Source organism: Ruegeria sp. CI5, assembly GCF_056536885.1.
In genome coordinates, this window is record NZ_JBQFQN010000001.1 from 1,667,139 (window position 1) to 1,689,117 (window position 21,979).

The 21,979-nt window shown below is 63.3% G+C and carries 23 protein-coding genes and 1 tRNA gene; 19 read left to right on the forward strand and 5 right to left on the reverse strand.

Features of this window, described 5'->3' with window-relative positions; genetic code table 11:
• Positions 1-53 precede the first annotated feature (53 nt).
• From ACR0BA_RS08270 to ACR0BA_RS08315, 10 genes are all read left to right on the forward strand, one after another.
• Positions 54-941, forward strand: coding sequence for a MurR/RpiR family transcriptional regulator (locus tag ACR0BA_RS08270; RefSeq protein WP_480727299.1), 888 nt, complete (start codon positions 54-56; stop codon positions 939-941).
• Positions 938-2,062: an aromatic ring-hydroxylating oxygenase subunit alpha gene (locus tag ACR0BA_RS08275; protein ID WP_480727301.1), complete on the forward strand. Its 1,125-nt coding sequence runs from the start codon at positions 938-940 to the stop codon at positions 2,060-2,062. Before ACR0BA_RS08270 ends, ACR0BA_RS08275 begins: the two co-directional genes overlap by 4 nt.
• Positions 2,046-2,438: a carboxymuconolactone decarboxylase family protein gene (locus ACR0BA_RS08280; RefSeq protein ID WP_480727302.1), complete on the forward strand. Its 393-nt coding sequence runs from the start codon at positions 2,046-2,048 to the stop codon at positions 2,436-2,438. The genes ACR0BA_RS08275 and ACR0BA_RS08280 overlap by 17 nt, the downstream gene beginning before the upstream one ends.
• Before the next feature lie 191 nt (positions 2,439-2,629).
• Positions 2,630-3,832, forward strand: coding sequence for a 3-oxoadipyl-CoA thiolase (pcaF, locus tag ACR0BA_RS08285; protein WP_480727304.1), 1,203 nt, complete (start codon positions 2,630-2,632; stop codon positions 3,830-3,832).
• A gap of 15 nt (positions 3,833-3,847) precedes the next feature.
• Positions 3,848-4,840, forward strand: a complete 993-nt coding sequence (gene paaA, locus ACR0BA_RS08290; RefSeq protein ID WP_170340298.1) for a 1,2-phenylacetyl-CoA epoxidase subunit PaaA — start codon at positions 3,848-3,850, stop codon at positions 4,838-4,840.
• 23 nt (positions 4,841-4,863) lie between these two features.
• The gene (gene paaB, locus ACR0BA_RS08295; RefSeq protein WP_005978248.1) at positions 4,864-5,148 is read left to right on the forward strand and encodes a 1,2-phenylacetyl-CoA epoxidase subunit PaaB; all 285 of its coding nucleotides are present in this window, start codon (positions 4,864-4,866) and stop codon (positions 5,146-5,148) included.
• Positions 5,148-5,909: a 1,2-phenylacetyl-CoA epoxidase subunit PaaC gene (gene paaC, locus ACR0BA_RS08300; protein WP_480727306.1), complete on the forward strand. Its 762-nt coding sequence runs from the start codon at positions 5,148-5,150 to the stop codon at positions 5,907-5,909. Before paaB ends, paaC begins: the two co-directional genes overlap by 1 nt.
• Positions 5,910-5,915: 6 nt before the next feature.
• Positions 5,916-6,377 carry a 1,2-phenylacetyl-CoA epoxidase subunit PaaD gene (gene paaD / locus ACR0BA_RS08305; RefSeq protein ID WP_480727308.1) on the forward strand — a complete coding sequence of 154 codons (462 nt, stop codon included), beginning with the start codon at positions 5,916-5,918 and terminating at the stop codon, positions 6,375-6,377.
• Positions 6,378-6,387: 10 nt separating this feature from the next.
• Positions 6,388-7,461 carry a 2Fe-2S iron-sulfur cluster-binding protein gene (locus tag ACR0BA_RS08310; protein ID WP_480727309.1) on the forward strand — a complete coding sequence of 358 codons (1,074 nt, stop codon included), beginning with the start codon at positions 6,388-6,390 and terminating at the stop codon, positions 7,459-7,461.
• A gap of 13 nt (positions 7,462-7,474) precedes the next feature.
• Positions 7,475-8,233: a Phenylacetic acid catabolic protein gene (locus ACR0BA_RS08315; protein ID WP_480727311.1), complete on the forward strand. Its 759-nt coding sequence runs from the start codon at positions 7,475-7,477 to the stop codon at positions 8,231-8,233.
• Here the strand turns inward: ACR0BA_RS08315 and ACR0BA_RS08320 are convergent, their stop codons facing one another.
• The 5 genes from ACR0BA_RS08320 to paaG all read right to left on the reverse strand — a co-directional run bounded on the left by ACR0BA_RS08320 (position 8,234) and on the right by paaG (position 11,663).
• Positions 8,234-8,449 (reverse strand): hypothetical protein, encoded by a 216-nt coding sequence (locus ACR0BA_RS08320; RefSeq protein ID WP_480727313.1) that lies wholly within the window; start codon positions 8,447-8,449, stop codon positions 8,234-8,236.
• A gap of 71 nt (positions 8,450-8,520) precedes the next feature.
• Complete coding sequence (locus tag ACR0BA_RS08325) at positions 8,521-9,117, reverse strand: TetR/AcrR family transcriptional regulator (RefSeq protein ID WP_170340282.1); 597 nt, start codon at positions 9,115-9,117, stop codon at positions 8,521-8,523.
• Between the two features lie 3 nt (positions 9,118-9,120).
• On the reverse strand, positions 9,121-10,431 hold the full coding sequence (gene paaK / locus ACR0BA_RS08330) for a phenylacetate--CoA ligase PaaK (protein ID WP_480727314.1): 1,311 nt from the start codon (positions 10,429-10,431) through the stop codon (positions 9,121-9,123).
• Between the two features lie 15 nt (positions 10,432-10,446).
• Entirely contained in the window at positions 10,447-10,875 is a 429-nt protein-coding gene (gene paaI, locus ACR0BA_RS08335) for a hydroxyphenylacetyl-CoA thioesterase PaaI (protein ID WP_480727316.1), read from the reverse strand.
• A gap of 2 nt (positions 10,876-10,877) precedes the next feature.
• Positions 10,878-11,663 carry a 2-(1,2-epoxy-1,2-dihydrophenyl)acetyl-CoA isomerase PaaG gene (gene paaG, locus ACR0BA_RS08340; protein WP_480727317.1) on the reverse strand — a complete coding sequence of 262 codons (786 nt, stop codon included), beginning with the start codon at positions 11,661-11,663 and terminating at the stop codon, positions 10,878-10,880.
• Positions 11,664-11,829: 166 nt separating this feature from the next.
• Between paaG and ACR0BA_RS08345 the strand changes: the two genes are divergently transcribed.
• The 9 genes from ACR0BA_RS08345 to ACR0BA_RS08385 all read left to right on the forward strand — a co-directional run bounded on the left by ACR0BA_RS08345 (position 11,830) and on the right by ACR0BA_RS08385 (position 21,974).
• A complete protein-coding gene (locus tag ACR0BA_RS08345; RefSeq protein ID WP_480727319.1) occupies positions 11,830-12,849 on the forward strand; it encodes a TRAP transporter substrate-binding protein in 1,020 nt (339 codons plus the stop codon).
• Positions 12,850-12,905: 56 nt separating this feature from the next.
• Positions 12,906-13,412 carry a TRAP transporter small permease gene (locus ACR0BA_RS08350; protein ID WP_170357007.1) on the forward strand — a complete coding sequence of 169 codons (507 nt, stop codon included), beginning with the start codon at positions 12,906-12,908 and terminating at the stop codon, positions 13,410-13,412.
• Positions 13,409-14,761: a TRAP transporter large permease gene (locus ACR0BA_RS08355; protein ID WP_480727320.1), complete on the forward strand. Its 1,353-nt coding sequence runs from the start codon at positions 13,409-13,411 to the stop codon at positions 14,759-14,761. The genes ACR0BA_RS08350 and ACR0BA_RS08355 overlap by 4 nt, the downstream gene beginning before the upstream one ends.
• Before the next feature lie 43 nt (positions 14,762-14,804).
• Positions 14,805-16,835, forward strand: a complete 2,031-nt coding sequence (paaZ, locus tag ACR0BA_RS08360; RefSeq protein WP_480727321.1) for a phenylacetic acid degradation bifunctional protein PaaZ — start codon at positions 14,805-14,807, stop codon at positions 16,833-16,835.
• A gap of 51 nt (positions 16,836-16,886) precedes the next feature.
• Positions 16,887-17,687 (forward strand): PaaX family transcriptional regulator C-terminal domain-containing protein, encoded by an 801-nt coding sequence (locus ACR0BA_RS08365; protein WP_480727322.1) that lies wholly within the window; start codon positions 16,887-16,889, stop codon positions 17,685-17,687.
• A gap of 72 nt (positions 17,688-17,759) precedes the next feature.
• A complete protein-coding gene (locus tag ACR0BA_RS08370) occupies positions 17,760-19,241 on the forward strand; it encodes a flavin-containing monooxygenase (RefSeq protein WP_480727324.1) in 1,482 nt (493 codons plus the stop codon).
• Positions 19,238-20,212, forward strand: coding sequence for an alpha/beta fold hydrolase (locus ACR0BA_RS08375; RefSeq protein WP_480727326.1), 975 nt, complete (start codon positions 19,238-19,240; stop codon positions 20,210-20,212). The genes ACR0BA_RS08370 and ACR0BA_RS08375 overlap by 4 nt, the downstream gene beginning before the upstream one ends.
• A 71-nt stretch (positions 20,213-20,283) precedes the next feature.
• A tRNA-Met gene (locus ACR0BA_RS08380) sits at positions 20,284-20,360 on the forward strand.
• Between the two features lie 234 nt (positions 20,361-20,594).
• Entirely contained in the window at positions 20,595-21,974 is a 1,380-nt protein-coding gene (locus ACR0BA_RS08385) for an amidohydrolase family protein (protein ID WP_480727328.1), read from the forward strand.
• Positions 21,975-21,979: the final 5 nt, after the last annotated feature.

The following is a 21,979-nucleotide window of genomic DNA, read 5'->3' on the forward strand; positions in this document are numbered from 1 at the left end:
CGAGTCGCATTTCTTCTCGACAGGCTAAGGCCACATTTGTACCATCGTCAATCATGAATGACACAAATGTATCAAACACCGTTCTTTACCGGTTGACCCGTGAATGGGACGCCCTGACGCCCGAGGCGCAGAAGGCCGCCCGTTATGTGTTGGAGAACCCAACGGATGTTGGCGTTTCGACCGTGCGCGAGATCGCCGAGGCCGCGAACGTGAAACCCAACACCTTCGTGCGCATGGCGCGGCAGGTGGGTTTTGAGGGGTATGAGGATTTCCGCGCGCCATTCCGCGACGCCATCCGGCGTGGCACCGTATCGTTCCCCGACCGCGCCCGCTGGCTGCAGGAGATCGGCAAATCCGGCGAGCTGGGCGGGCTCTATGCCGACATGGTCGGGGCCGCGATCCGAAACATCGAGGAAACCTTCGCGGGGATCGATGCGACCCGGCTGCAGGCCGCGGCCGAGGCGATCTGGACATCGCGGCAGGTTTTCACGCTGGGTGTCGGCGTCAACAACGCGAACGCGCGCAACTTTACCTACCTGGCCTCGACCGGGATGAAGCAATTCCACGCCATCCCCCGGCCCGGCTCGACCCCGGTGGACGATCTGGCCTGGGCCGACGAACAGGACGTGCTGATTGCGATGACCTGTCACCCCTACCGGACCGAGGTGATCGAGGCGGTGAAGCTGGCCCGCGAACAGGGCATGACCGTGGTCGGCATTTCCGACAGCCCCGCCAGCCCGGTCGTTCTGAACGCGCAACATGGGTTGGTCGTCGCCGCCGACACGCCCCAGTTCTTTCCGTCATCGGTTTCGACCATCGCGCTGCTGGAGACACTTCTGTCCTTCGTGGTCGCCCTGTCCAGCGATGAAATCGTCGAGCGTGTCGAGCGGTTTCACCGCCGCCGGCACCAACTTGGCCTCTATGCGGAGGAGCCTGAATGACCGCACCGCTGACCCGCTCGTTGGAGGCCCGCTATTACATCGACCAGGCGATATTCGAGCAGGAGAAACAGGGCCTTCTGGCCCGCACCTGGCAATTTGCCGGCCATGTGGCGCAGGTGCGTGAACCGGGCGACTATTTCGCCTTTGAAATCGCAGGTCAGAACCTGTTCTGCATCCGCGGGCGCGACGGCGAAATCCGCACCTTCTACAATGTCTGCCAGCACCGCGCGCATGAGATGGTGACCGGGGCCGGCAACACCCGCGTCGTCGTCTGCCCCTATCACGCATGGACCTATGAACTCACCGGGCACCTGCGCGCCGGGCCCAACATCAAGTCGGTTCCGGGCTTCGACCGCAGCGCGATCTGCCTGACCCCGGTGCGGACCGAGCTGTTCAACGGCTTCATTTTCGTCAACCTCGACGATGACGCCGCGCCAATGGACGACTGGTACCCCGGCGTGCGCGCGGAAATCCGCGCCTTTGTCCCGCAGATCGACGATCTTGAGCCGCTGGAATGGGTCGAGATCCCCGAGAACTGCAACTGGAAGGTCAGTATCGAGAATTACTCGGAATGCTATCACTGCCCGACCAATCACCCGACTTTTGCCACCGGCGTGGTCAAACCCGAAACCTATGACATTCAACCCGATGCAGACGGCGGATACGTCCTGCGCCATACGACCGAGTGTCAGAGCCTCGACAAGATGACCTATCCCATCGACCTTTCGGTGCCCCATGCGGGCGACTATCAGTCATGGTTTCTGTGGCCGATGTTCTCGTTCCAGTGCTATCCCGGCAATGTGCTGAACACCTATCACTGGCGCGCGCAGGATGCCGATCACTGCACCGTCTGGCGCGGATGGTACACCGAGGGCGGGTCCGAAAGCGCGGTGATCCGCCAACTGGCGGTGCAGGACCGGGAAACCACGGTCGAAGAAGACATCCGTCTGGTTGAAAGCGTGCATCGCGGCCTGAAATCGCGCGGCTATCGCCCCGGCCCGCTGGTGCTGGACCCGGCTTGCGGCGTAATGTCGGAACATTCGATCGCCCGCTTGCAGCAATGGATGCGCGAGGCGGTGGATACAGATGCAAGCGGAGTAGACGATGGCCGACATCTTTGACGAAGACCTGTTCCTTACAGGACTGGCGCAGCGGAAGGCGACGCTGGGCGACGAATACGTGGAAAAGAACCTGGCCGCGGCGGATGATTTCACCCGCCCGTTTCAGGAGGCCATGACCGCCTGGTGCTGGGGCTTTGGCTGGGGGGACGAGGTGATCGACCCCAAGACCCGCTCGATGATGAACCTGGCGATGATCGGCGCCCTGGGCAAGATGCACGAGTGGGAGATCCACTGTCGCGGAGCCTTGAACAACGGCGTCAGCAAAGAGGAAATCCGGGCGATCATCCATGTCGTCGGCATCTATTGTGGCGTCCCGCAGGCGCTGGAGTGCTTTCGCGTGGCGCGCAAGGTTCTGACCGAAGCCGGTCAGCTTTAGCCGGTTCCTGCCCCGAAGATCGAGATCGCCCGCCTTCATGCGGGTTTTCTCATGTCGGCACAAATACGTTACTGAATTTCGATTTGGCGCACGATTGCGTTACATTTTCCTTGCCGCGAATCGCTTCCGGGCGTATTACCCGACCAAGCGGTCACTTATTGACCCGGACGCAAGACACGAGGTTCCGACGCATGGACGCTTTCATCTGCGACGCACAGCGCACCCCGATCGGACGCTATGGCGGGGCCCTGTCCCAGGTTCGCACCGACGATCTGGCCGCGATCCCGCTGGCTGCGCTGAAAGAGCGGAACCCGCAGGTGGACTGGGCCAGCCTGGATGACGTGATCCTGGGCGATGCCAACCAGGCCGGCGAAAGCAACCGGAACGTGGCGCGCATGGCCGCCCTGCTGGCCGGTTTCCCGGTTCAAGTGCCCGGCACCACGATCAACCGCCTGTGCGCCAGCGGCATGGATGCGGTCGGCATGGCCGCACGCGCCATCAAGGCGGGGGACTATGATATGGCGATTGCCGGTGGCGTCGAAAGCATGTCGCGCGCGCCCTTCGTGATGCCCAAGGCCACCAGCGCCTTTTCCCGCGCAAACGCGGTCTATGACACCACGATCGGCTGGCGTTTCGTGAACCCGAAGATGCAGCAGATGTACGGCACGGATTCAATGCCGCAGACCGCCGACAACGTGGCCGAGGACTACGACGTCAGCCGCGCTGATCAGGATGCCTTTGCCGCGCGCAGCCAGGCCCGCTGGGCGGCCGCGCATCAGGCCGGCGTTTTTGCCGAGGAAATCACCCCCGTGACCATCCCCCAGCGTAAGGGCGACCCGCTGGTGGTGGACACCGACGAACACCCCCGCCCCGGCACCACGGCCGAAAAGCTGGCGGGCCTGAAGGGCGTCAACGGGCCGGACAAGACGGTGACGGCGGGCAATGCCTCGGGTGTCAATGACGGCGCTGCGGCCATTCTGCTGGCCAACGAGGCCGCCGCTCAGAAGAACGGCCTGACCCCGATGGCCCGTGTCGTGGGCATGGCGATTGCCGGGGTCGAACCCCGTGTCATGGGGATCGGCCCGGTCCCGGCCACCCGCAAGGTGCTGGCCCGCACGGGGCTGAGCATCGAGCAGATGGATGTGATAGAATTGAACGAGGCCTTCGCCGCCCAGGGTCTGGCCACCCTGCGTGAACTTGGCGTGGCTGATGACGCACCCCATGTGAATCCTAATGGCGGCGCCATCGCCATCGGCCATCCGCTGGGCATGTCCGGCGCACGGCTGGTCATGACGGCGGCCTATCAGCTGCGCCGCACCGGTGGGCGCTATGCCTTGTGCACCATGTGCGTGGGCGTAGGCCAGGGCGCCGCGCTAATTCTCGAACGCGTGTAAGGGAGGAGACCCGACATGTACGCTCAGATGATCAAGACGGCAGGAACAGGCGTCAAATCCCGCGAGGAAATGACCGAGCAGGAGCGCGCCTTTCAGGACAAGATCGACGCCGACATCAAGATCGAGCCCAAGGACTGGATGCCCGACGACTATCGCGCGACGCTGATCCGCCAGATCGGCCAGCACGCCCATTCCGAGATCGTCGGCCAGCTGCCCGAAGGCAACTGGATCACCCGCGCGCCCACGCTGGAACGCAAGGCGATCCTTCTGGCCAAGGTGCAGGACGAGGCCGGGCATGGCCTGTACCTGTACTGCGCCGCCGAAACCCTGGGCGTCAGCCGCGACGAACTGACCGAGATGTTGCTGGACGGGCGGATGAAATACAGCTCGATATTCAACTATCCCACGTTGAACTGGGCCGATATCGGCGCGGTGGGCTGGCTGGTCGACGGGGCAGCGATCATGAACCAGGTGCCGCTGCAGCGCACCTCGTTCGGGCCGTATTCGCGCGCGATGATCCGCATCTGCAAAGAAGAAAGCTTTCACCAGCGCCAGGGCTATGACGCGATCCGCAAGATGGCCGAGGGCACGCCTGAACAGCGCAAGATGGCGCAGGACGCGCTGAACCGGTTCTGGTACCCGTCGCTGATGATGTTCGGCCCATCCGACAAGGACTCGGTGCATTCGGCCCAGTCGATGGCGTGGAAGATAAAGATCAACACCAATGACGAGCTGCGCCAGAAATTCGTCGATCAGACCGTGCCACAGGCCGAGTATCTGGGCCTGACCATCCCCGACCCCGACCTGAAATGGAACGAAGAGCGCGGGCATTACGATTTCACTCAGCCCGACTGGTCGGAATTCTTTGACGTGATCAAGGGCAACGGCCCCTGCAACACCGACCGCCTGGCCGCCCGCAACAAGGCCTGGGACGACGGCAAATGGGTGCGTGACGGTCTGCTGGAACATGCCCGCAAGAAACGCGCCCGCAAGGTCGCAGCCGAATAACCCACCCGATAGGAGGACACCTGATGAAAAACGAATGGCCCCTGTGGGAAATCTTCATTCGCGGCCAGCACGGCATGAGCCATCGCCATGTCGGCTCGCTGCACGCGCCCGACGCCGAAATGGCGATCAAGAACGCCCGCGACGTCTATACCCGCCGCAACGAGGGCGTCTCGATCTGGGTGGTCGAGGCCAACAACATCACCGCCAGTTCGCCCAGCGACAAGGGCCCGCTGTACGAACCCAGCGAAAGCAAGGTCTATCGCCATCCGACCTTTTTCGACATCCCCGAAGAAGTGGGGGCGATGTGATGACCCGCGACGAGGCATTCCTGCAATTCCTGCTGCGGATGGGCGACAACACGTTGATCCTGGGCCATCGCGTCAGCGAATGGTGCGGCCACGCGCCGGTGCTGGAGGAGGACATCGCCCTGGCCAACACCGCGCTGGACCTGATCGGCCAGACGCAGATGTGGCTGGGCCTGGCCGGAGAGGTCCAGGGCGAAGGCAAGTCTGCCGATGATCTGGCCTTTCTGCGCGACGCTTGGGATTTCCGCAACGTGCTGCTGGTCGAGGTGCCCAACGGCGATTTCGGCCGCACCCTGATGCGCCAGTTCCTGTTTGATGCGTGGCACTCGATCATGCTGGGCCGGTTGTTGAAATCGTCCGACGACCGGGTCGCGGCGATTGCCGAGAAGGCCAGCAAAGAGGTCGCCTATCACCTGGAACGGTCCAGCGACACGGTGGTCGGGCTGGGCGACGGCACCGAGGAAAGCCACAGGCGCATGCAGGAGGCGCTGGATTACCTCTGGCCCTATGTGGGTGAGATGTTCGCCAGCGACGAGGTTGATGTGGAGATGGCCGCCGCGGGCATCGCCCCCGATCCGGCCAGCCTGCGCGAGGAATATGACGCGCTGGTTCGGCGCGTGCTGACCGAAGCCACCCTGACCATTCCCGACAGCAGCTTTGCCCACAAGGGCGGCCGCGACGGGCGTATGCATACCGAACATCTGGGCCATCTGCTGACCCAGATGCAGTGGCTGCAGCGGGCCTATCCGGGCGCAACCTGGTAAAGCCCGATGAACCGCGCCACCGTAGAGCAGGTCTGGGAATGGCTCGACGCCGTGCCCGACCCCGAGATCCCCGTGATCTCGGTCGTCGATCTGGGCATCGTGCGCGATGTGACATGGGAGGGCGACACGCTGAGGGTTGCCGTGACGCCCACCTACTCGGGCTGTCCGGCGACCTCGGTCATCGCGATGGACATCGAAACCGCCCTGCGCGACCACGGCATCGACAAGATCAAGCTGGAGACCCGCATCTCTCCAGCCTGGACGACCGATTGGCTCAGCGACAAGGGGCGTGCGAAGCTGAAGGAGTACGGCATCGCACCGCCGCAGCCCGCAGGCGGACCCGACTGCTGCCCGCATTGCGGCAGCACGGCAGTGGAAAAGGTCAGCCAGTTCGGCTCGACCCCGTGCAAGGCGCATTGGCGCTGTACCGACTGCCTGGAATCTTTCGACTATTTCAAGTGCATCTGAGGAGGACCGGATGGCACGTTTTCACGATCTGGAAGTCACCGACATCCACAAGACCACCCGCGACGCGGTCGTGGTCACGCTGAAGCCGGTGAACGGCGCGGCCGAGGAATTCGACTTTGTCCAAGGCCAGTACCTGACCTTCCGCCGCGAATTTGACGGGGAAGAGCTGCGCCGCTCCTACTCGATCTGCGCGGGCAAGGATGACGGCGTTCTGCAGGTGGGCATCAAACGGGTCGAGGGCGGCGCCTTTTCGACCTGGGCCAACACCGAGCTGAAAGTGGGCGACAGGCTGCAGGCGATGCCACCGATGGGGGCCTTCCACACACCGCTGGACCCATCCGCGCACCGGCAGTACCTGGGCTTTGCCGGCGGGTCGGGCATCACGCCCGTGCTGTCGATCCTCAAGACCACGCTGGCGCGCGAGCCGAATGCGCGCTTCACGTTGGTCTATGCCAACAAGGGCGTGAACACGATCATGTTCCGCGAAGAGCTGGAAGACCTGAAGAACCAGTACATGGGCCGCCTGAACGTGATCCATATCCTGGAAACCGACGCGCAGGAGATCGACCTGTTCACCGGGTTGGTGACCAAGGGAAAATGCGCCGAACTGTTCCAGCATTGGATCGACGTCGAAAACACCGACACCGCCTTCATCTGCGGCCCCGAGCCAATGATGCTGGGCATTGCCGAGGCGTTGCGCGAACACGGGCTGGACGACAGCCAGATCAAATTCGAGCTGTTCGCCAGCGCCCAGCCCGGCCGCGCCAAACGCAAGCAGGGCGATGCCGCCAGCGCCGCGCAGGCCAACCAGACCCAGGCGCGGGTCACGCTGGACGGCGCCACCCAGACCATCACCATGCCCAAGGACCAGACCATTCTGGATGCGGCGCTGGAAAACGCGATGGACGCCCCCTATGCCTGCAAGGCCGGGGTCTGTTCGACCTGCCGCTGCAAGGTGATCGAAGGCGAGGTCGAGATGGTCGCCAACCACGCGCTCGAGGATTACGAGGTCGAAAAAGGCTATGTGCTCAGCTGCCAGGCCTACCCGCTGACCGACAATGTCGTCGTCGACTACGACCAGTAAAGGGAGAGGGACCATGGCCGAAGACATGAGCATCGAAAGCTACCTGGCCGCAGGCGGCGTTCTGACCAACCCGACCAACGTGCCGCCCCGATACCGGGCCGAGCTGATGAAGTTGATGGCGACCTTCGTCGACAGCGAACTGGCCGGTGCGGCGGGGTTCGCCGACATCATCAACCAGGGGCCGGGCATCAAGGAACGCATCGCGGCGGCGAAGATCGTTCTGGAAAAGACCGACAATGCCGACCGCATCCTGAAGATCATGGGCGAGTTCGGCGCGGATACCGACCGCTATGCCACGCATCACCCGTGGACCGCACGGCTGAACCGTTCCGCCGATATCGGGGCCACGCGCAGCGAACATGACATGCGCCTTGCGGTCTTCAACTATCCGATCGAAGGCTGGACCGATGCGGTGGTGATGAACCTGCTGATGAGCCGGGCCGTGGGCGTGCAACTGGCCGAGTTCGCGCTGGTGTCCTATCAGCCGCTGGCCGAGGCGTTCCGCGCTATCGCCCCGATCGAGGCGCATCACGGTGAATTGGCCCTGGAAGGCGCGGTCAAGCTGTTGGATCAGGGCGAGGCACCGGCGATGCAGGAATCGGTCGATTACTGGTGGCCCCGGGTGGCCGCAGGTTTCGGAGCGGGCAACCCCGAGCGGATGGAAAAGCTGCGCCAGATGGGCCTGCGCCGGGCCTCGGGGGTCGAACTGAAGAACCGCTGGCTGGCAGAGGCCGCCGAGGTCGTCACGCGGCTGGGCCTGCGCACCCCATGATCATCGCCCGCTGGGGCGGCTGATCAGGCCGTATTTCAGGGCAAGCGATCGCAGGCCGCGACGCCGTGTCCGGGCCACCTTGCCCGTGCCCGCGTCACGCGCACCTGCTTTGCGGTTGAATTCATAGACGTCGATGATGCGCTCGGCGCAGCCGCAGGCCTCGCCCATCCCGACCTTGGCGAAATAGAATTTGTCGAACCGTTCCGGTTTTTGCATGGCGCCCTCCGACTGCAAGTAAACGCCGGGACACCCGCAAAAGCCAAGTCACATTGCCGGCAGGGCCGGTGCTACAACGCCTTGACGCCCGACAGGGTCAGGTTGCTGACCAGCGCGGCATAGTCCCGGCGCGCCTGCGCATCGGCGCCGGAATTCCACATGTAGTACCAGTTCAGCATGCCGAAGACCGACATCGTGGCCGACCGCAGCTTGGCCCCGTCGCCCTGGAACACGTCGGGTGCGACCTCGGACAGGATCCCGCTGAGGAAATTCACCATGTCGCGCTGATACCCGCGCAACAGGCGCTGCTGATCCTCGGGCAGAGCCGACATGCCGCTGGTCTGGACCCGGTGTTCGTCATCCACACCCTGATAGGCCAGCAGGATCTCGGCCACCACGCGGTGCAGTTTTTCGGGCGGGCTGAGGCCGTCCATCTCGAGCCCGCAGATCAGGTCGCGCAGTTCCCGCAGATAGGTCTCGAGAATGTCGAACAGGATCGCGTCTTTGCTGTCATAGTAGTGATAGATGTTGGCCTTCGAGATGCCGCATTCGCGCGCAAGCTGGGTCATCGAGGCGCGGTCGAAGCCTTCGCGGGCAAAGACCCGCGCCGCCGATTTCAGGATCTGCGCGCGTTTCTGGTCGTGATCTTTTGCAATCGTACGGGCCAAACCTCACTCCTTGTCTCGGTTGTCGACGACGCGCTTGGCCTTGCCCTGGCTGCGCTCGACATCGCCGGGGTCCCCTACAACGATCTCGGTGGAAACGCCAACGATGTCCTTGATCCGCTTGGTCAGCATCCGCGCGGCGGCGGTCTTGCTGAGCTCATCCGCCGCGTCGGGCATCGCCTCGACAAAGACGCGCATCGCGTCCATGCGGCCGGATTTGTACAGCTCGATCTGGTAATGCGCGGCAATGCCGCCGGTGGCCATCACCTGTTCCTCGATCTGGCTGGGGAAGACGTTGACCCCGCGCAGGATGATCATGTCGTCGCTGCGGCCGGTGATCTTCTCCATCCGCCGCATCGAGCGCGCGGTGCCCGGCAGCAGGCGCGTCAGGTCGCGGGTGCGGTAGCGGATCATCGGCAGACCTTCCTTGGTCAGCGTGGTAAAGACCAGCTCGCCCATTTCGCCGTCGGGCAGAACCTCGCCGGTCTGCGGGTCGATGATCTCGGGGTAGAAGTGATCCTCCCAGATGGCCGGGCCGTCCTTGGTTTCCACGCATTCGTTGGCGACGCCCGGCCCCATGATCTCGGACAGGCCGTAGATGTCGACGGCATGCATGTCAAAGGCCTGCTCGACCTCTTTGCGCATCGCATCCGTCCAGGGCTCAGCCCCGAACACGCCCACCAACAGAGAGCTTTCGCGCGGGTCCATCCCGACCTTGTGATACTGTTCGAGGATGTTGAGCATGTAGGACGGCGTGACCATGATGCCGTCGGGTTTGAAATCGGTGATCAGGGCCACCTGCTTCTCGGTCTGACCGCCGGACATGGGAACGACCGTGGCACCCAGACGCTCGATCCCGTAATGCGCGCCCAGGCCGCCGGTGAACAGGCCATAGCCATAGGCGTTGTGGATCATGTCGCCCTTGCGCAGACCGCTGGCGCGCAGGCTGCGGGCCACCAGATCGGCCCAGTTGTCGATGTCGTTCCTGGTATAGCCCACCACGGTCGGCTTGCCCGTGGTGCCGGACGAGGCATGCAGGCGGATGATCTGTTCGCGCGGAACGGCGAACAGGCCGAACGGATAGTGGTCGCGCAGATCGTTCTTGTAGGTGAAGGGAAACTTGGCCAGATCGGCCAGGGTTTTCAGATCGTCGGGATGCACCCCGGCCTCGTCGAACCGCTGTTTGTACATCGGCACGTTGTCATAGGCATGGCGCAGCGACCATTTCAGGCGGTCCAGCTGCAAGCTGCGGATTTCATCGATCGACGCGATCTCGATCAGGTCAAGATCCGCTTTGTTCGGGGTCAGATCCTTCATGATGTCCTCCTCACCTCAAGATTCTGGAAACAGGGTGCCGTTGATCGCGCGGGAAAAGCCCCGGAACTCGGCGATCTTGCGGCCGTCCTGGTTGGTCACGGTCACGTCATAGATGCCGCTGCGGCCGGTCAGGCTCTGCTCGGTCGCGCGGGCGATCAGCCGGTCGCCCAGCCGGCCCGGCGCGACATAGCTGATCACGTTGTGCTGGGCCACGGTCGACTGGTTGCGGCTGTTGCAGGCAAAGGCAAAGGCGCTGTCGGCCAGCATGAAGGTCACGCCGCCATGGCAGATCCCGTGCCCGTTGCAATGGTGCTGCTGCACGGTCAGCGCCAGCGTCGCCGTGCCCTCGTCGACCTCGATCAGTTCCATCCCCGCCCATTTCGAGGCATGGTCCTGCGCCCACATCGCGGCGGCGGCTTTTTCGGCGCGTTCTTTCGGCGTCATGCTCATTTGCCCCGAAACTCCGGGCTGCGCTTTTCCAGAAAGGCTGCGACACCCTCGGCATAGTCAGCGGATTCACCGCAGGTCTTCATGGCGTCGGCCTCGATCTCCAGATGATCGGTCAGGCTGTTGGTCGCGGCGGCCTGGATGGTCTGCTTGGTCAGGCCGAGGCCCAGCGTGGGGCCGTTCGACAGGCGTTCGGCCAGCGCGCGCGCCTCGGTCATCAGATCGGCATCGGGCAGGGCTTTCCAGATCAGGCCCCAGTCTTCAGCCGCTTTCGCCGCCAAGGGCTCGCCGGTCAGCGCCAGCCCCTTGGCACGCGCCTCGCCCAGAAGATGCGGCAGGTGCCAGCTGCCTCCGGTATCGGGGATCAGCCCGACCTTGGCGAAGGACTGGATGAATTTCGCGGACTCGGCGGCCAGCACGATATCGCAGGCCAGCGCCAGATTGGCGCCCGCGCCTGCGGCAACCCCGTTCACCGCACAGATCACCGGAAAGTTCAGCGACCGGATCAACCGCACCAGCGGCGCATAGAAGGTGCGCACCGTGTGGCCCAGATCCGGCGGGCCGTCCATTTTCGACGGATCGCGATCAGCCAGATCCTGCCCCGCGCAGAACCCGCGGCCGGCTCCGGTCAGCAGGATCGCCCGCGCGCCCTCATCGCGCGCGCTTTCGATGGCGCGGCGCAGGGCGTGGTGCATTTCCTCGGTGAAACTGTTCAGGCGATCAGGGCGGTTGAGAGTGATTTCCACATAATTTCCACGCCGCTGCGCAAGAATCGTATCGCTCATGGGCCGCTCGCTTTGCATTCGTTTCGATATTCTTCTTGCATTAACCGAACGGTTGGTCAATAAATTTCTCCGACGAAGCGCCGAATCCGGGCTTTCGGCCGGTTGATGGTTACAAAAAGGACCATTAACGCATTTATGACTCATGTTTTGGAGGAGGAAACCAGTCATGAAACTCAACGGGATCAAAACGCTGTTGGCGACGGCTGCCTTGGCAGTGTCGGGCAGCGTGGCATTTGCGGCGGATTACACCCTGACGATTTCCAGCTGGGCGCCGCCCACCCACGGGATCAACGCCAAGATGTGGCCCAAATTCGTCGAGATGGTCGAAGAGGCCACCGACGGCAAGGTGACCGCCGAGCTGAAGCTGGGCATCGCCCCGCCCCCGGCCCAGATGGACCTGATCATGGATGGTGCGGCGGATGCGTCGATCATCTTCCACGGCTATCAGCCGGGCCGCTTCGTGACGACCAAGTTGATCGAACTTCCGGGCTATGAAGGCTCGGCCGAGGCCGCCTCGGTTGCCTATTGGCGCGCCTATGACAAGTATCTGAAGGCCGCTGACGAACACCGCGGCGTTAAGGTCATCGCTCTGCACACCCACGGCCCGGCCCAGCTGCACACCAGCAGTCCGGTGACCTCGATGGACCAAATATCGGGCCTCAAGGTGCGGATCCCCGGTGGCGTCGGTGGCGACGTAGGCACCGCGCTGGGTGCGACCGGCATCCAGGTTCCGGCGCCGAAGGTCTATGAGACACTGGCCTCGAAGGCCGCCGACGGCGTGGTCATGCCCCTCGAATCGCGCAAGGGCTTCAAGCTGACCGAGGTTGCCCCGAACGTCTATGAGATGCCGGGTGGCCTGTATCGCGGGTCGTTTGCCTTCATCATGAACGAAGACACGTTTGCCGACCTGCCGGAAGACATCCAGCAAGCGCTGGAGGAAAACGTGTTCGGCGAGCCGCTGAGCCGCGAGATCGGCAAGATCTGGGACGAGATTGACGCCATCGGTCGTGAAGCGACCCAAAGCACCGAGGGCAATGCGATCCACGAAGCCGCCGCCGAGGACATGGAGAAATTCTCGACGATCGCCGAGGACGTGCGCGCCAAGGTGATTGCCGAAGTCAACGACGCCGGTGTCGATGCTCAAGCCGCCTATGACAAGATCAAGTCGGAAATGTCCTCGAACTGATCTCTGCTGCGGGGCGGCGCGGGCCGCCCCCACCCAGCCCCATTCGGAGCCACCCGATGACCCCTCTCATCCAGCTTGTACGGCGCGCCAGCGTCCTGCCGGTGATCGTCGCCTGCACGGCCCTGTTCATCCTGATGGTGATGACCTTCTGCGACGTGATCCTGCGATCGGTCTTCAACGCGCCGATCGAGGCCGCCACCGAACTGACGCGCATCCTGATGGCCATTCTGGTGTTCTCGGTGCTGCCCATCATCTCGGTCACCAACGGGCATATCGCCGTGGACCTGACCGACGGTATCTTCCACCGCCTGCGCCTCAGCCGCCTGCGTGACGCGGTGATCTATATCCTCAGCGGCGCCATGCTATATTGGCCGGTCCAGCGCGTGTGGATTCTGGCCGAACGCGCCCGCGACTATGGTGATGTCACCGAATACCTCAGCATCCCGACATACCTCGTCGGCTGGTTCATCACTGCGTCGGTGGCGATCACCGCCGTGGTGATGATCATCACCGGACTGCTGCACCTGTTTGCCCCCAAGACCCTGACGGAATCCACTCAATGACCGCTGCCCTCATCGGATTTGCCCTTGTCCTGATCCTGGTGCTGATGCGCCTGCCCATCGTCTTTGCCATGGGGCTGGTCGGCACGTTGGGCTTTGCCTATGAACGCGGCGGCTCGATCTTTGACGAGCGCGGGCTGAAGGCCGCGATGTCGATGGTTGGCCGCCAGATCACCGATACCGCGCAGGATTACGGCCTGTCGGTCGTGCCGCTGTTCATCCTGATGGGCCTGTTCGTCAACAAGGGCGGCATGGCGCGCGAGCTTTATGCGGTTTCCAATGCCTTTCTGGGCCATATGCGCGGCGGCATCGCCATGGCGACAGTCGCGGCCTGCGGCGGGTTCTCGGCGATCTGCGGATCGTCGCTGGCCACCGCCGCGACCATGTCTAAAGTCGCGATGCCGCAAATGCGCCGTTATGGGTATTCCGACGAACTCTCGACCGCCTCGATCGCCGCAGGCGGCACGCTGGGCATTCTGATCCCGCCCTCGGTCATCCTGGTCATCTACGGGCTGCTGACCGAAACCTCGATCGGCAAGCTGTTCATGGCCGGCATCATCCCCGGCATTCTGGGCATCCTGTTCTACCTATTCGCCGTGCGCTGGACCGTGTGGCGCAACCCGGAGGCCGGCCCGGCCGGTGAGCGCGCCAGCTGGTGCGAGCGCATCAGCGCGCTGGGGTCCGTTTGGGCGGTGCTGCTGCTGTTCTTCCTGGTGATCGGCGGGCTGTATGGCGTGTTCGATTTCGAACCCCTGAACCTGACCTTTTCGCCGACCGAGGCCGCAGGCATGGGCGCCGCCGGCGCCTTTCTGATCGCGCTGTTCCGCGGCGGGCTGACCGTGGGATCGACCTTCGAAGTGCTGAAGGAAACCTGCTTTACCGCCGCCGCGCTGTTCGCAGTGCTGATCGGCGCGCAGATCTTTTCGAACTTCATCAACCTGGCCGGCCTGCCCGAGGCGCTGATCGCCATGGTCACCGCCTATGACGTGGCACCCTTCGTCGTGATCCTGATGATCCTGGGTATCTACATCATCCTCGGCTGCGTGTTTGAATCCCTGTCGATGCTGCTGCTGACGGTTCCGATCTTTTTCCCGCTGGTAACCTCGCTGGGCTATGACCCGATCTGGTTCGGCATCGTCGTTGTGGTGGTCACCGAGATTTCGCTGATTACCCCGCCGGTGGGCCTGAACGTGTTCATCCTGAAGGGCGTGGTGGGCGATGTCTCGACCAGCACGATCTTTCGCGGCGTGACCCCGTTCTGGGTGGCCGACATCTTTCGCCTGGCGCTGATCGTTCTGGTTCCGATCGTGGTTCTGTACCTGCCGCAACAGATGGGCGCGTTGGGTCACTGATCACATTTCGCCGCGCAAGGCGGCCCCAATACAGGAGCATTTCATGTCTCTGAAACAGATTTCCAGTTTCGCCGCAGGCCAGTGGGTTGCGCCCGGCGCCGGGGCCCGCACCATCGCCTCGGCCATCACCGGAGAGCCCTTTGCCACCGCCGGCAACGACGCGCTGGACGTGCAGGCGATGCTGGCCCATGCCCGCGACGTGGGCGGGCCGGCCCTGCGTCGGCTGACCTTTCATGAACGCGCCAAGATGCTCAAGGCGCTGGCGCAGGCGCTGTCGGAACGCAAACAGGCGCTCTATGACCTGAGCTTTGAAACCGGCGCCACGCAGAAGGATCACCTGATCGACATCGACGGCGGTATCGGCACCATGTTCGTCTTTGCCTCGAAAGGGCGGCGCGAGATGCCCGACGGCCATGTCTATCTGGATGGCGATGTCGAGCAGCTGTCGCGGAACGGCACCTTCCTGGGCCAGCATGTCTGCACCCCGCTGCAAGGAGTCGCGGTGCATATCAACGCCTTCAACTTCCCGGTCTGGGGGATGCTTGAGAAACTGGCCCCCACCCTGCTGGCCGGGGTTCCGGCGATCGTGAAACCCGCCACCAACAGCTGCTATGTCACCGAATTGGCCGTGCGGATCATGCTGGACAGCGGCATCCTGCCCGACGGCGCACTGCAGCTGGTCTCGGGCGGGCTGGGCAACATGCTGGATCACCTGACCTGTCAGGACGTGGTCAGCTTTACCGGCTCGGCCGACACCGCGATGAAGCTGCGGCAGAACCCGGTGATCGTGACCAACTCGGTGCGGTTCGTAGCCGAACAGGACAGCCTCAACGCCTCGATCCTTGGCCCCGACGCGGCACCCGGCACGCCCGAATTCGACCTGTTCGTCAAGGAAGTCGTGCGCGAGATGACGACGAAGGCCGGGCAGAAATGCACCGCCATCCGCCGCATCATCGCCCCTCAGGCGCAGGTCGAGCCGCTGATCGCGGCGATCTCGGCCAAGCTGGCGCAGACCACGATCGGCGATCCGCGGCTGGACGGCACGCGCATGGGCGCGCTGGTCTCGAACGGTCAGAAGGCCGACGTTCTGGCCAAGGCCCGCCTCATCGGGCAAGAGGCACAGCGCGTGTTCGGCAACCCGGATGCCTTCGAGGTGATCGGCGCCGATGCCGAAAAAGGCGCCTTCGTCCCGCCGATGCTGTTTCACTGCGCCGATCCCGATGCCGCCCGGCACGTGCATGACACCGAGGCGTTCGGCCCGGTCTCGACCATCATGGGCTATCGCGATCTGGACCACGCCATCGCGCTGGCCAATCGCGGCCAGGGGTCGCTGGTCACCTCGCTGATCACCCATGACCCCGAGGTCGCGCGCCAGGTGGTGATGGGCGCAGCCGCCTTCAACGGGCGGATCTACATCAACGACCGCGACTCGATGCAGGAATCCACCGGCCATGGCTCGCCCCTGCCGCACATGGTCCATGGCGGCCCCGGCCGCGCCGGTGGCGGCGAGGAAATGGGCGGCGTGCGCGGCGTGAAACACTACATGCAGCGCACGGCCCTGCAGGGCTCGCCCCGGATGCTGGCGACGATCGGCCGTAAATGGATCCCCGGCGCGCCCGAGATCCAAGGCCCCGCGCATCCCTTCACCCGCAAGTTCACGGAACTGCAGATCGGCGAGACGCTGCACACGGCACCCCGGACCATCACGCTGGACGATATCGAGCATTTCGCCCATTTCACCGGCGACACATTCTATGCCCACACGGACGAGGACGCGGCGGCCAGAAATCCGTTCTTTCCGGGTCGGGTGGCGCATGGCTATCTGCTGCTGAGTTTTGCCGCTGGCCTGTTCGTCGAGCCGAACGAAGGGCCGGTGCTGGCCAATACCGGGCTGGACGGCCTGCGCTTCATGAAACCGGTTGTGGCCGGCGACAGCATCAAGGTCCGCCTGACGGTCAAGCAAAAGACCCGCCGCACCGACGACTATGGCGAGGTGCGCTGGCACGTGACGCTGACCAATCAGGATGACGAGAAAGTCGCCGAATACGAACTGCTGACCATGAACGCCTACTGAGCGCACGGCAAAGTGTTTTTCTTGCACCGCCGGGCCGGATAGACTGGGCGCATGACCAACGCGCATCCTTGGTTCACCCAGGCCGTAGCCGAACTGGCCGACCCGCAGAATCAGCGGGTCTGGTCGATCATCGTGTCGCTGTTCGGCGACATGGCGCAGGAGCGCGGCGCCAAGATCTCGGGCGGGGCGCTGGGCCGCATCATCGAACCGATGGGCATCAAGCCCGAGGCGATCCGCGTGGCCCTGCACCGCCTGCGCAAGGATGGCTGGATCGAAAGCGACCGGGTCGGGCGCGTTTCGATGCATTTCCTGACCGAATATGGCCGCACGCAATCGGCCCGGGTCACGCCGCGCATCTATGCGCGTGACCCTGCGCCGGATACGCCAATGCACCTGCTGATCGCCGAGGATGGCACCGGCACCCGGCTGCTGGAAGACATCCTGCTCAGCCAAGACTACACGCCGATCGGCCGCAACGCCGCGTTGGGATCGGGGGCACCGCCCGTGGACCAGGACGAACTGCTGATCCTTGAGGTCACCGCCCGCTCGGTCCCGCGCTGGGTGCATGAAAAGCTGTTCCCGCCCGAATTGCGAACGGCTTGCCGGTCCCTGCACGGGGCCGTGCGCCACGTGTCCCAAGGCCGCCCGGCCAGTTGGGAGCCCACGCCCTGTCAGATCGCCACGCTGCGCACGTTGATCGTGCACCGGTGGCGGCGCGTCGTTCTGCGTCTGCCCGACCTGCCCGACGGATTCTGCCCGCCGGACTGGACCGGCCCGGCCTGTCGCGCGCAGGTATTCCGCCTGCTGGATCAACTGCCGCGCCCCCTGCCCGACGAGCTAAACCAAGACTGACCCCACGGCAGGTTTTCCTGAAACACCGTTTGACCCTATCCTGACCTTGTACCTTTGGGAGGAGGTGCAGGCATGACCCACGACACTGACATGCTGATCGTAGGGGCCGGGTTCTCGGGACTGATCATGGCGATCGAGGCCCGCAAACGCGGCATCCACAACATCGCGATCCTTGAAAAGGCCGACGACATCGGCGGCACATGGCGAGAGAACACCTATCCCGGCGTGGCCTGCGATGTGCCCTCGCACCTGTATTCAATGGCCACCCATCCGAACCCGGACTGGACCCGCGCCTATGCAGGCGGGGCCGAAATCTGGGACTACATGCGCCGCGTTGCGCGTGACGAAGGGCTGTACGATCTGTGCCATTTCCACACCGAACTGAAGTCGGCCCAGTGGGACGGCACGCATTGGCAGGTCGAGACGACCGGAGGCGCGCAATGGACGGCACGGTTCCTGGTGTCGGCCATCGGCGCCCTGCACATCCCAAGCATTCCCGAGATCCCGGGAGCAGCGGGCTTTCATGGTCCGGCATTCCACTCGGCCCAATGGGACCACACGATTCCGCTGCAGGGCAAACGCATAGCAGTTGTCGGCACCGGCGCATCCGCCGTTCAGTTCGTGCCGGAAATCGCCAAAACCGCCGCCCATGTCACCATCTTCCAACGCAGCGCGCCTTACGTTCTGCCACGCCCCGACGGGCCGATTGCGCCCTGGGTCCGGCACCTCTATCACCGCATTCCGCTGCTGCCGCGCATCCGCAGGCAGTTCATCTACTGGCTGTTCGAATTCCGCCACCGCGTGTTTCGCGGCGAAAAACGCGCGGTCGACTTTGCCATGAAAATGTGGCGCAAAGCGCTGGAGGAGGCCATATCCGACCCCGAAATGCGCCGCATTCTGACACCGAACTACCGGATCGGATGCAAGCGCGTCCTCAGCTCGAACGACTGGTACCCGGCGCTGGCCCGCGACAATGTCAGCGTGATCCCGCATGGGGTCGAGCGGATCGAGGGGACCGAGATTATTGCGACCGACGGCAGTCGGACGGCGGCCGACATTCTGATCTGGGGCACCGGTTTCCACGTGACGGACGCGGTCCAAAGGCTGGACATCCGCGGCGCGAACGGGCTGAGCCTGCAGGAGGCCTGGGCCGACGGCATGCAGGCCAATCTGGGCACCGCCATTGCCGGGTTTCCCAACTTTTTCATCCTGCTGGGGCCGCATACCGGGCTGGGCCACAACTCGGTCGTTCTGATGATCGAAGCACAAGTCGCCCATATCGGCCGGGTGCTGGAGGCGATGCGGCGCGCGGGTCTGCCCGCGATTGTTCCAAACGCTGACCGGCAGGCCGACTTCACCCGCGAAATGCAGGAGCGTCATACCGACAGTGTGTGGCAGGCTGGCGGATGCACTTCGTGGTATCAAGACGCACAGGGGCGCAATACGACGCTGTGGCCCGGCACCGTTTCGGAATTCCGCAAACGTCTGGCGAAGGCCGGGCTCGAGCATTACCATCCCGTTGATCCCGCCCAGACCAAAGGACCTCCGACATGACCACCCTGCTGACCATTGCGCTGATCATCGGCGCCGCGTTGATCCTGATGCATCTGTGGACCCGGCGCCTGACGCGGATGGGAGTCCAATCCGTGCCTCAGCCCGGGCAGATCCTGCCGGTGAACGGCGGTACGATCCATTATGTCGAACAGGGCGATCCAGAGAAGCCGACGGCGGTGATGATCCACGGGCTGACCGGCCAGTTGCAGCACTTCACCTATGCCATGACCGACCTTCTGGCCGACGACTTTCACGTCATCGCGGTTGACCGGCCTGGGTGCGGGTATTCGACCCGCGACCACGCGCGGCTGGCCACTCTGCCGGAACAGGCGCGGATGATCCGCGAATTCCTCGAAGCCAAGGGCGTGTCACAGGCCATTCTGGTCGGACACTCGCTCGGGGGCGCGGTGTCGCTCGCCATGGCGCTGGACAATCCTGAACGGGTTCGGGCACTGGCCTTGCTGGCTCCGCTGACGCATCGGGTACCCAGCACACCCGCCATCTTCAAGGCGCTGGAGATCCGGACCGAATGGCTACGCAGCCTGATCGCCAACACAATCGCTGTTCCCCTGGCGAAAACCACGGCTCCGCATGTGATCGATGAGGCGTTTGCCCCGGAACCGGCGCCGAGTGATTTCCTGGACCGCGCCGGTGGCGCCTTGGGGCTGCGCCCGTCAGCCTATATCACCGGATCGCAGGATCTGGCGGGCGTGGACGCCAGCATCGACGCCCAGTCCCAACGCTACCACGAACTTAAGGTTAGGGGCGGCATCCTGTACGGGGCCGAAGATCCGATCCTGTCACCCAGCCAGCAAGGCGCACCTATGGTGGACTACGGGCTGAGCTTTGAAGCGCTCGAGAATCGCGGCCACATGATCCCCCTGACCGCGCCCGAGGCCTGCGCAGAGTTCGTCCGCCGCATGGCCAGCGCTTCGCAATCGCCGTCGAAACCCGCCAACACGGCCGGATGAAGAATCCCGCATTTTCGTGGCATTTCCCTCTTGACCCTCTCCGGCCCCTCCCTTAAATCGCCTCTCACCGTGGCGGAGTAGCTCAGTTGGTTAGAGCAGCGGAATCATAATCCGCGTGTCGGGGGTTCAAGTCCCTCCTCCGCTACCACTTCCATGAAATCCTCGAGTTTGGCCTTGGGCCGCGTCCGCTTGGCCAGTCGCGGTTATCATCGACTGCCGCTTATGCCCTCATGCCACCTGTCTGCATCAAGCGGTTTGGCCAAACGGCCTGCTACCCCTCCTCCAATTGTCAACCCAGCAGGTTTGACTTTGGATGGCCGGCCCTATCATATTCAAATCTAGGATAATGATAGCCAAACAGGCACAAGCGGGAGGAACGGTGATGAAACGTCTATACCTTGGAGTGGTCTGTGCCCTCAGTTTCGCTTGGCCGGCGGCGGCCCAGGATGAAAAACCAGCTCAAACACTGTTCACCAACGTGCATGTCTTCGACGGCACAAGCGAACAACGCATCGAAAACGCCAGTGTTCTGGTCGAAGGGAACCTGATCAAAACGGTTTCGACCGAAGCGATCGACGCCCCAGACGCCACGGTGATCGACGGCGAGGGGCGCACACTGACACCCGGGTTCATCGAGAACCACGCGCATCTCATGTTGATGGGGCCAAGTCTCAGCGCCATGGAAGCCAATTCGACATGGGAGGATTTCGGAATCCATGCCACGCGGATGGCCGAAATGTATCTGATGCAGGGATTCACGACGGTCAGGGATGCAGGCGGGGCCAACGGTGGACTTCGCCGGGCTATCGACTCGGGTCAGATTCCTGGGCCACGCTATTATCCGTCGGGCGCTTTTCTAAGCACGCGTGGAGGCCACGCCGACTTTGGCAACTTCACCGCGCCTCCGGGGACGGACACCAATTTCAGCCGCCTGAACATGGCACAGGAAATCAGCGGCGTTGACGACGTTTACAAATTCGGACGCAACAACTTCCGGATGGGCGCGACGCAGCTCAAATTCATGCAATCGGGCGGTGTCGTTTCGGCCTTCGACCCTTGGCAGTTGCTGGCCGGATCGCCAGAAGAGATCAAAGCCGCCGTGCAAGTCGCGAATGAATATGGCAGCTATGTCATGGCGCATTCCTATCGGAAGGAAGCAATTCTGGGTGCGCTCGACGCGGGCGTGATGTCCATCGAACACGGATTTTCCTTCGACTGCGAAATCGCTGAAAAGATGAACGAAATGGGCGCGTATATCACGACCAATCTCACGGCGTTCGATCCCGGCCTTCTGGATATTCCGGCGGTCAAGAACCAACCATCGAGCCTTGCCAAGGCAATCTCGGCTTCGGCGACCTTCGAGAATTACATCCCGAACATGAAGGAATGCCCGGTCAAGCGCGGGTTCCAGACCGATTGCGTGGGCACTGTCGAAGCCTGCAACATCCAGATTGCGTATGAAAAACACCTGAACAACGAATTCTTCGGTCCCTATCAATCAATGGTCACACTGACCTCGATCGGAGGCGAGATCGCCCAGTTGTCCGGCGATTTCACCAATCCCTACACCGCCGGTAAGCTTGGAGTGATCGAGGAAGGCGCTTATGCGGACATTCTGCTGATCGACGGCAACCCTCTCGAAGATTTCTCGGTCGTGGGTACAGGCGATCAGTGGTTCGGTGCGGATCCGCGGCCGGACAGCCCCGAGACCATCCGCCTGATCATGAAGGATGGCGTGATCTACAAAAATACGCTCAACTAGGGCCA

Bases quoted from the DNA above. Each gene is read 5' to 3' on its own strand.
- ACR0BA_RS08270 (WP_480727299.1), top strand. From the start codon at position 54: ATGAATGACACAAATGTATCAAACACCGTTCTTTACCGGTTGACCCGT.
- ACR0BA_RS08275 (WP_480727301.1), top strand. From the start codon at position 938: ATGACCGCACCGCTGACCCGCTCGTTGGAGGCCCGCTATTACATCGAC.
- ACR0BA_RS08280 (WP_480727302.1), top strand. From the start codon at position 2,046: ATGGCCGACATCTTTGACGAAGACCTGTTCCTTACAGGACTGGCGCAG.
- pcaF (WP_480727304.1), top strand. From the start codon at position 2,630: ATGGACGCTTTCATCTGCGACGCACAGCGCACCCCGATCGGACGCTAT.
- paaA (WP_170340298.1), top strand. From the start codon at position 3,848: ATGTACGCTCAGATGATCAAGACGGCAGGAACAGGCGTCAAATCCCGC.
- paaB (WP_005978248.1), top strand. From the start codon at position 4,864: ATGAAAAACGAATGGCCCCTGTGGGAAATCTTCATTCGCGGCCAGCAC.
- paaC (WP_480727306.1), top strand. From the start codon at position 5,148: ATGACCCGCGACGAGGCATTCCTGCAATTCCTGCTGCGGATGGGCGAC.
- paaD (WP_480727308.1), top strand. From the start codon at position 5,916: ATGAACCGCGCCACCGTAGAGCAGGTCTGGGAATGGCTCGACGCCGTG.
- ACR0BA_RS08310 (WP_480727309.1), top strand. From the start codon at position 6,388: ATGGCACGTTTTCACGATCTGGAAGTCACCGACATCCACAAGACCACC.
- ACR0BA_RS08315 (WP_480727311.1), top strand. From the start codon at position 7,475: ATGGCCGAAGACATGAGCATCGAAAGCTACCTGGCCGCAGGCGGCGTT.
- ACR0BA_RS08320 (WP_480727313.1), bottom strand. From the start codon at position 8,449: ATGCAAAAACCGGAACGGTTCGACAAATTCTATTTCGCCAAGGTCGGG.
- paaK (WP_480727314.1), bottom strand. From the start codon at position 10,431: ATGAAGGATCTGACCCCGAACAAAGCGGATCTTGACCTGATCGAGATC.
- paaI (WP_480727316.1), bottom strand. From the start codon at position 10,875: ATGACGCCGAAAGAACGCGCCGAAAAAGCCGCCGCCGCGATGTGGGCG.
- paaG (WP_480727317.1), bottom strand. From the start codon at position 11,663: ATGAGCGATACGATTCTTGCGCAGCGGCGTGGAAATTATGTGGAAATC.
- ACR0BA_RS08345 (WP_480727319.1), top strand. From the start codon at position 11,830: ATGAAACTCAACGGGATCAAAACGCTGTTGGCGACGGCTGCCTTGGCA.
- ACR0BA_RS08350 (WP_170357007.1), top strand. From the start codon at position 12,906: ATGACCCCTCTCATCCAGCTTGTACGGCGCGCCAGCGTCCTGCCGGTG.
- ACR0BA_RS08355 (WP_480727320.1), top strand. From the start codon at position 13,409: ATGACCGCTGCCCTCATCGGATTTGCCCTTGTCCTGATCCTGGTGCTG.
- paaZ (WP_480727321.1), top strand. From the start codon at position 14,805: ATGTCTCTGAAACAGATTTCCAGTTTCGCCGCAGGCCAGTGGGTTGCG.
- ACR0BA_RS08365 (WP_480727322.1), top strand. From the start codon at position 16,887: ATGACCAACGCGCATCCTTGGTTCACCCAGGCCGTAGCCGAACTGGCC.
- ACR0BA_RS08370 (WP_480727324.1), top strand. From the start codon at position 17,760: ATGACCCACGACACTGACATGCTGATCGTAGGGGCCGGGTTCTCGGGA.
- ACR0BA_RS08375 (WP_480727326.1), top strand. From the start codon at position 19,238: ATGACCACCCTGCTGACCATTGCGCTGATCATCGGCGCCGCGTTGATC.
- ACR0BA_RS08385 (WP_480727328.1), top strand. From the start codon at position 20,595: ATGAAACGTCTATACCTTGGAGTGGTCTGTGCCCTCAGTTTCGCTTGG.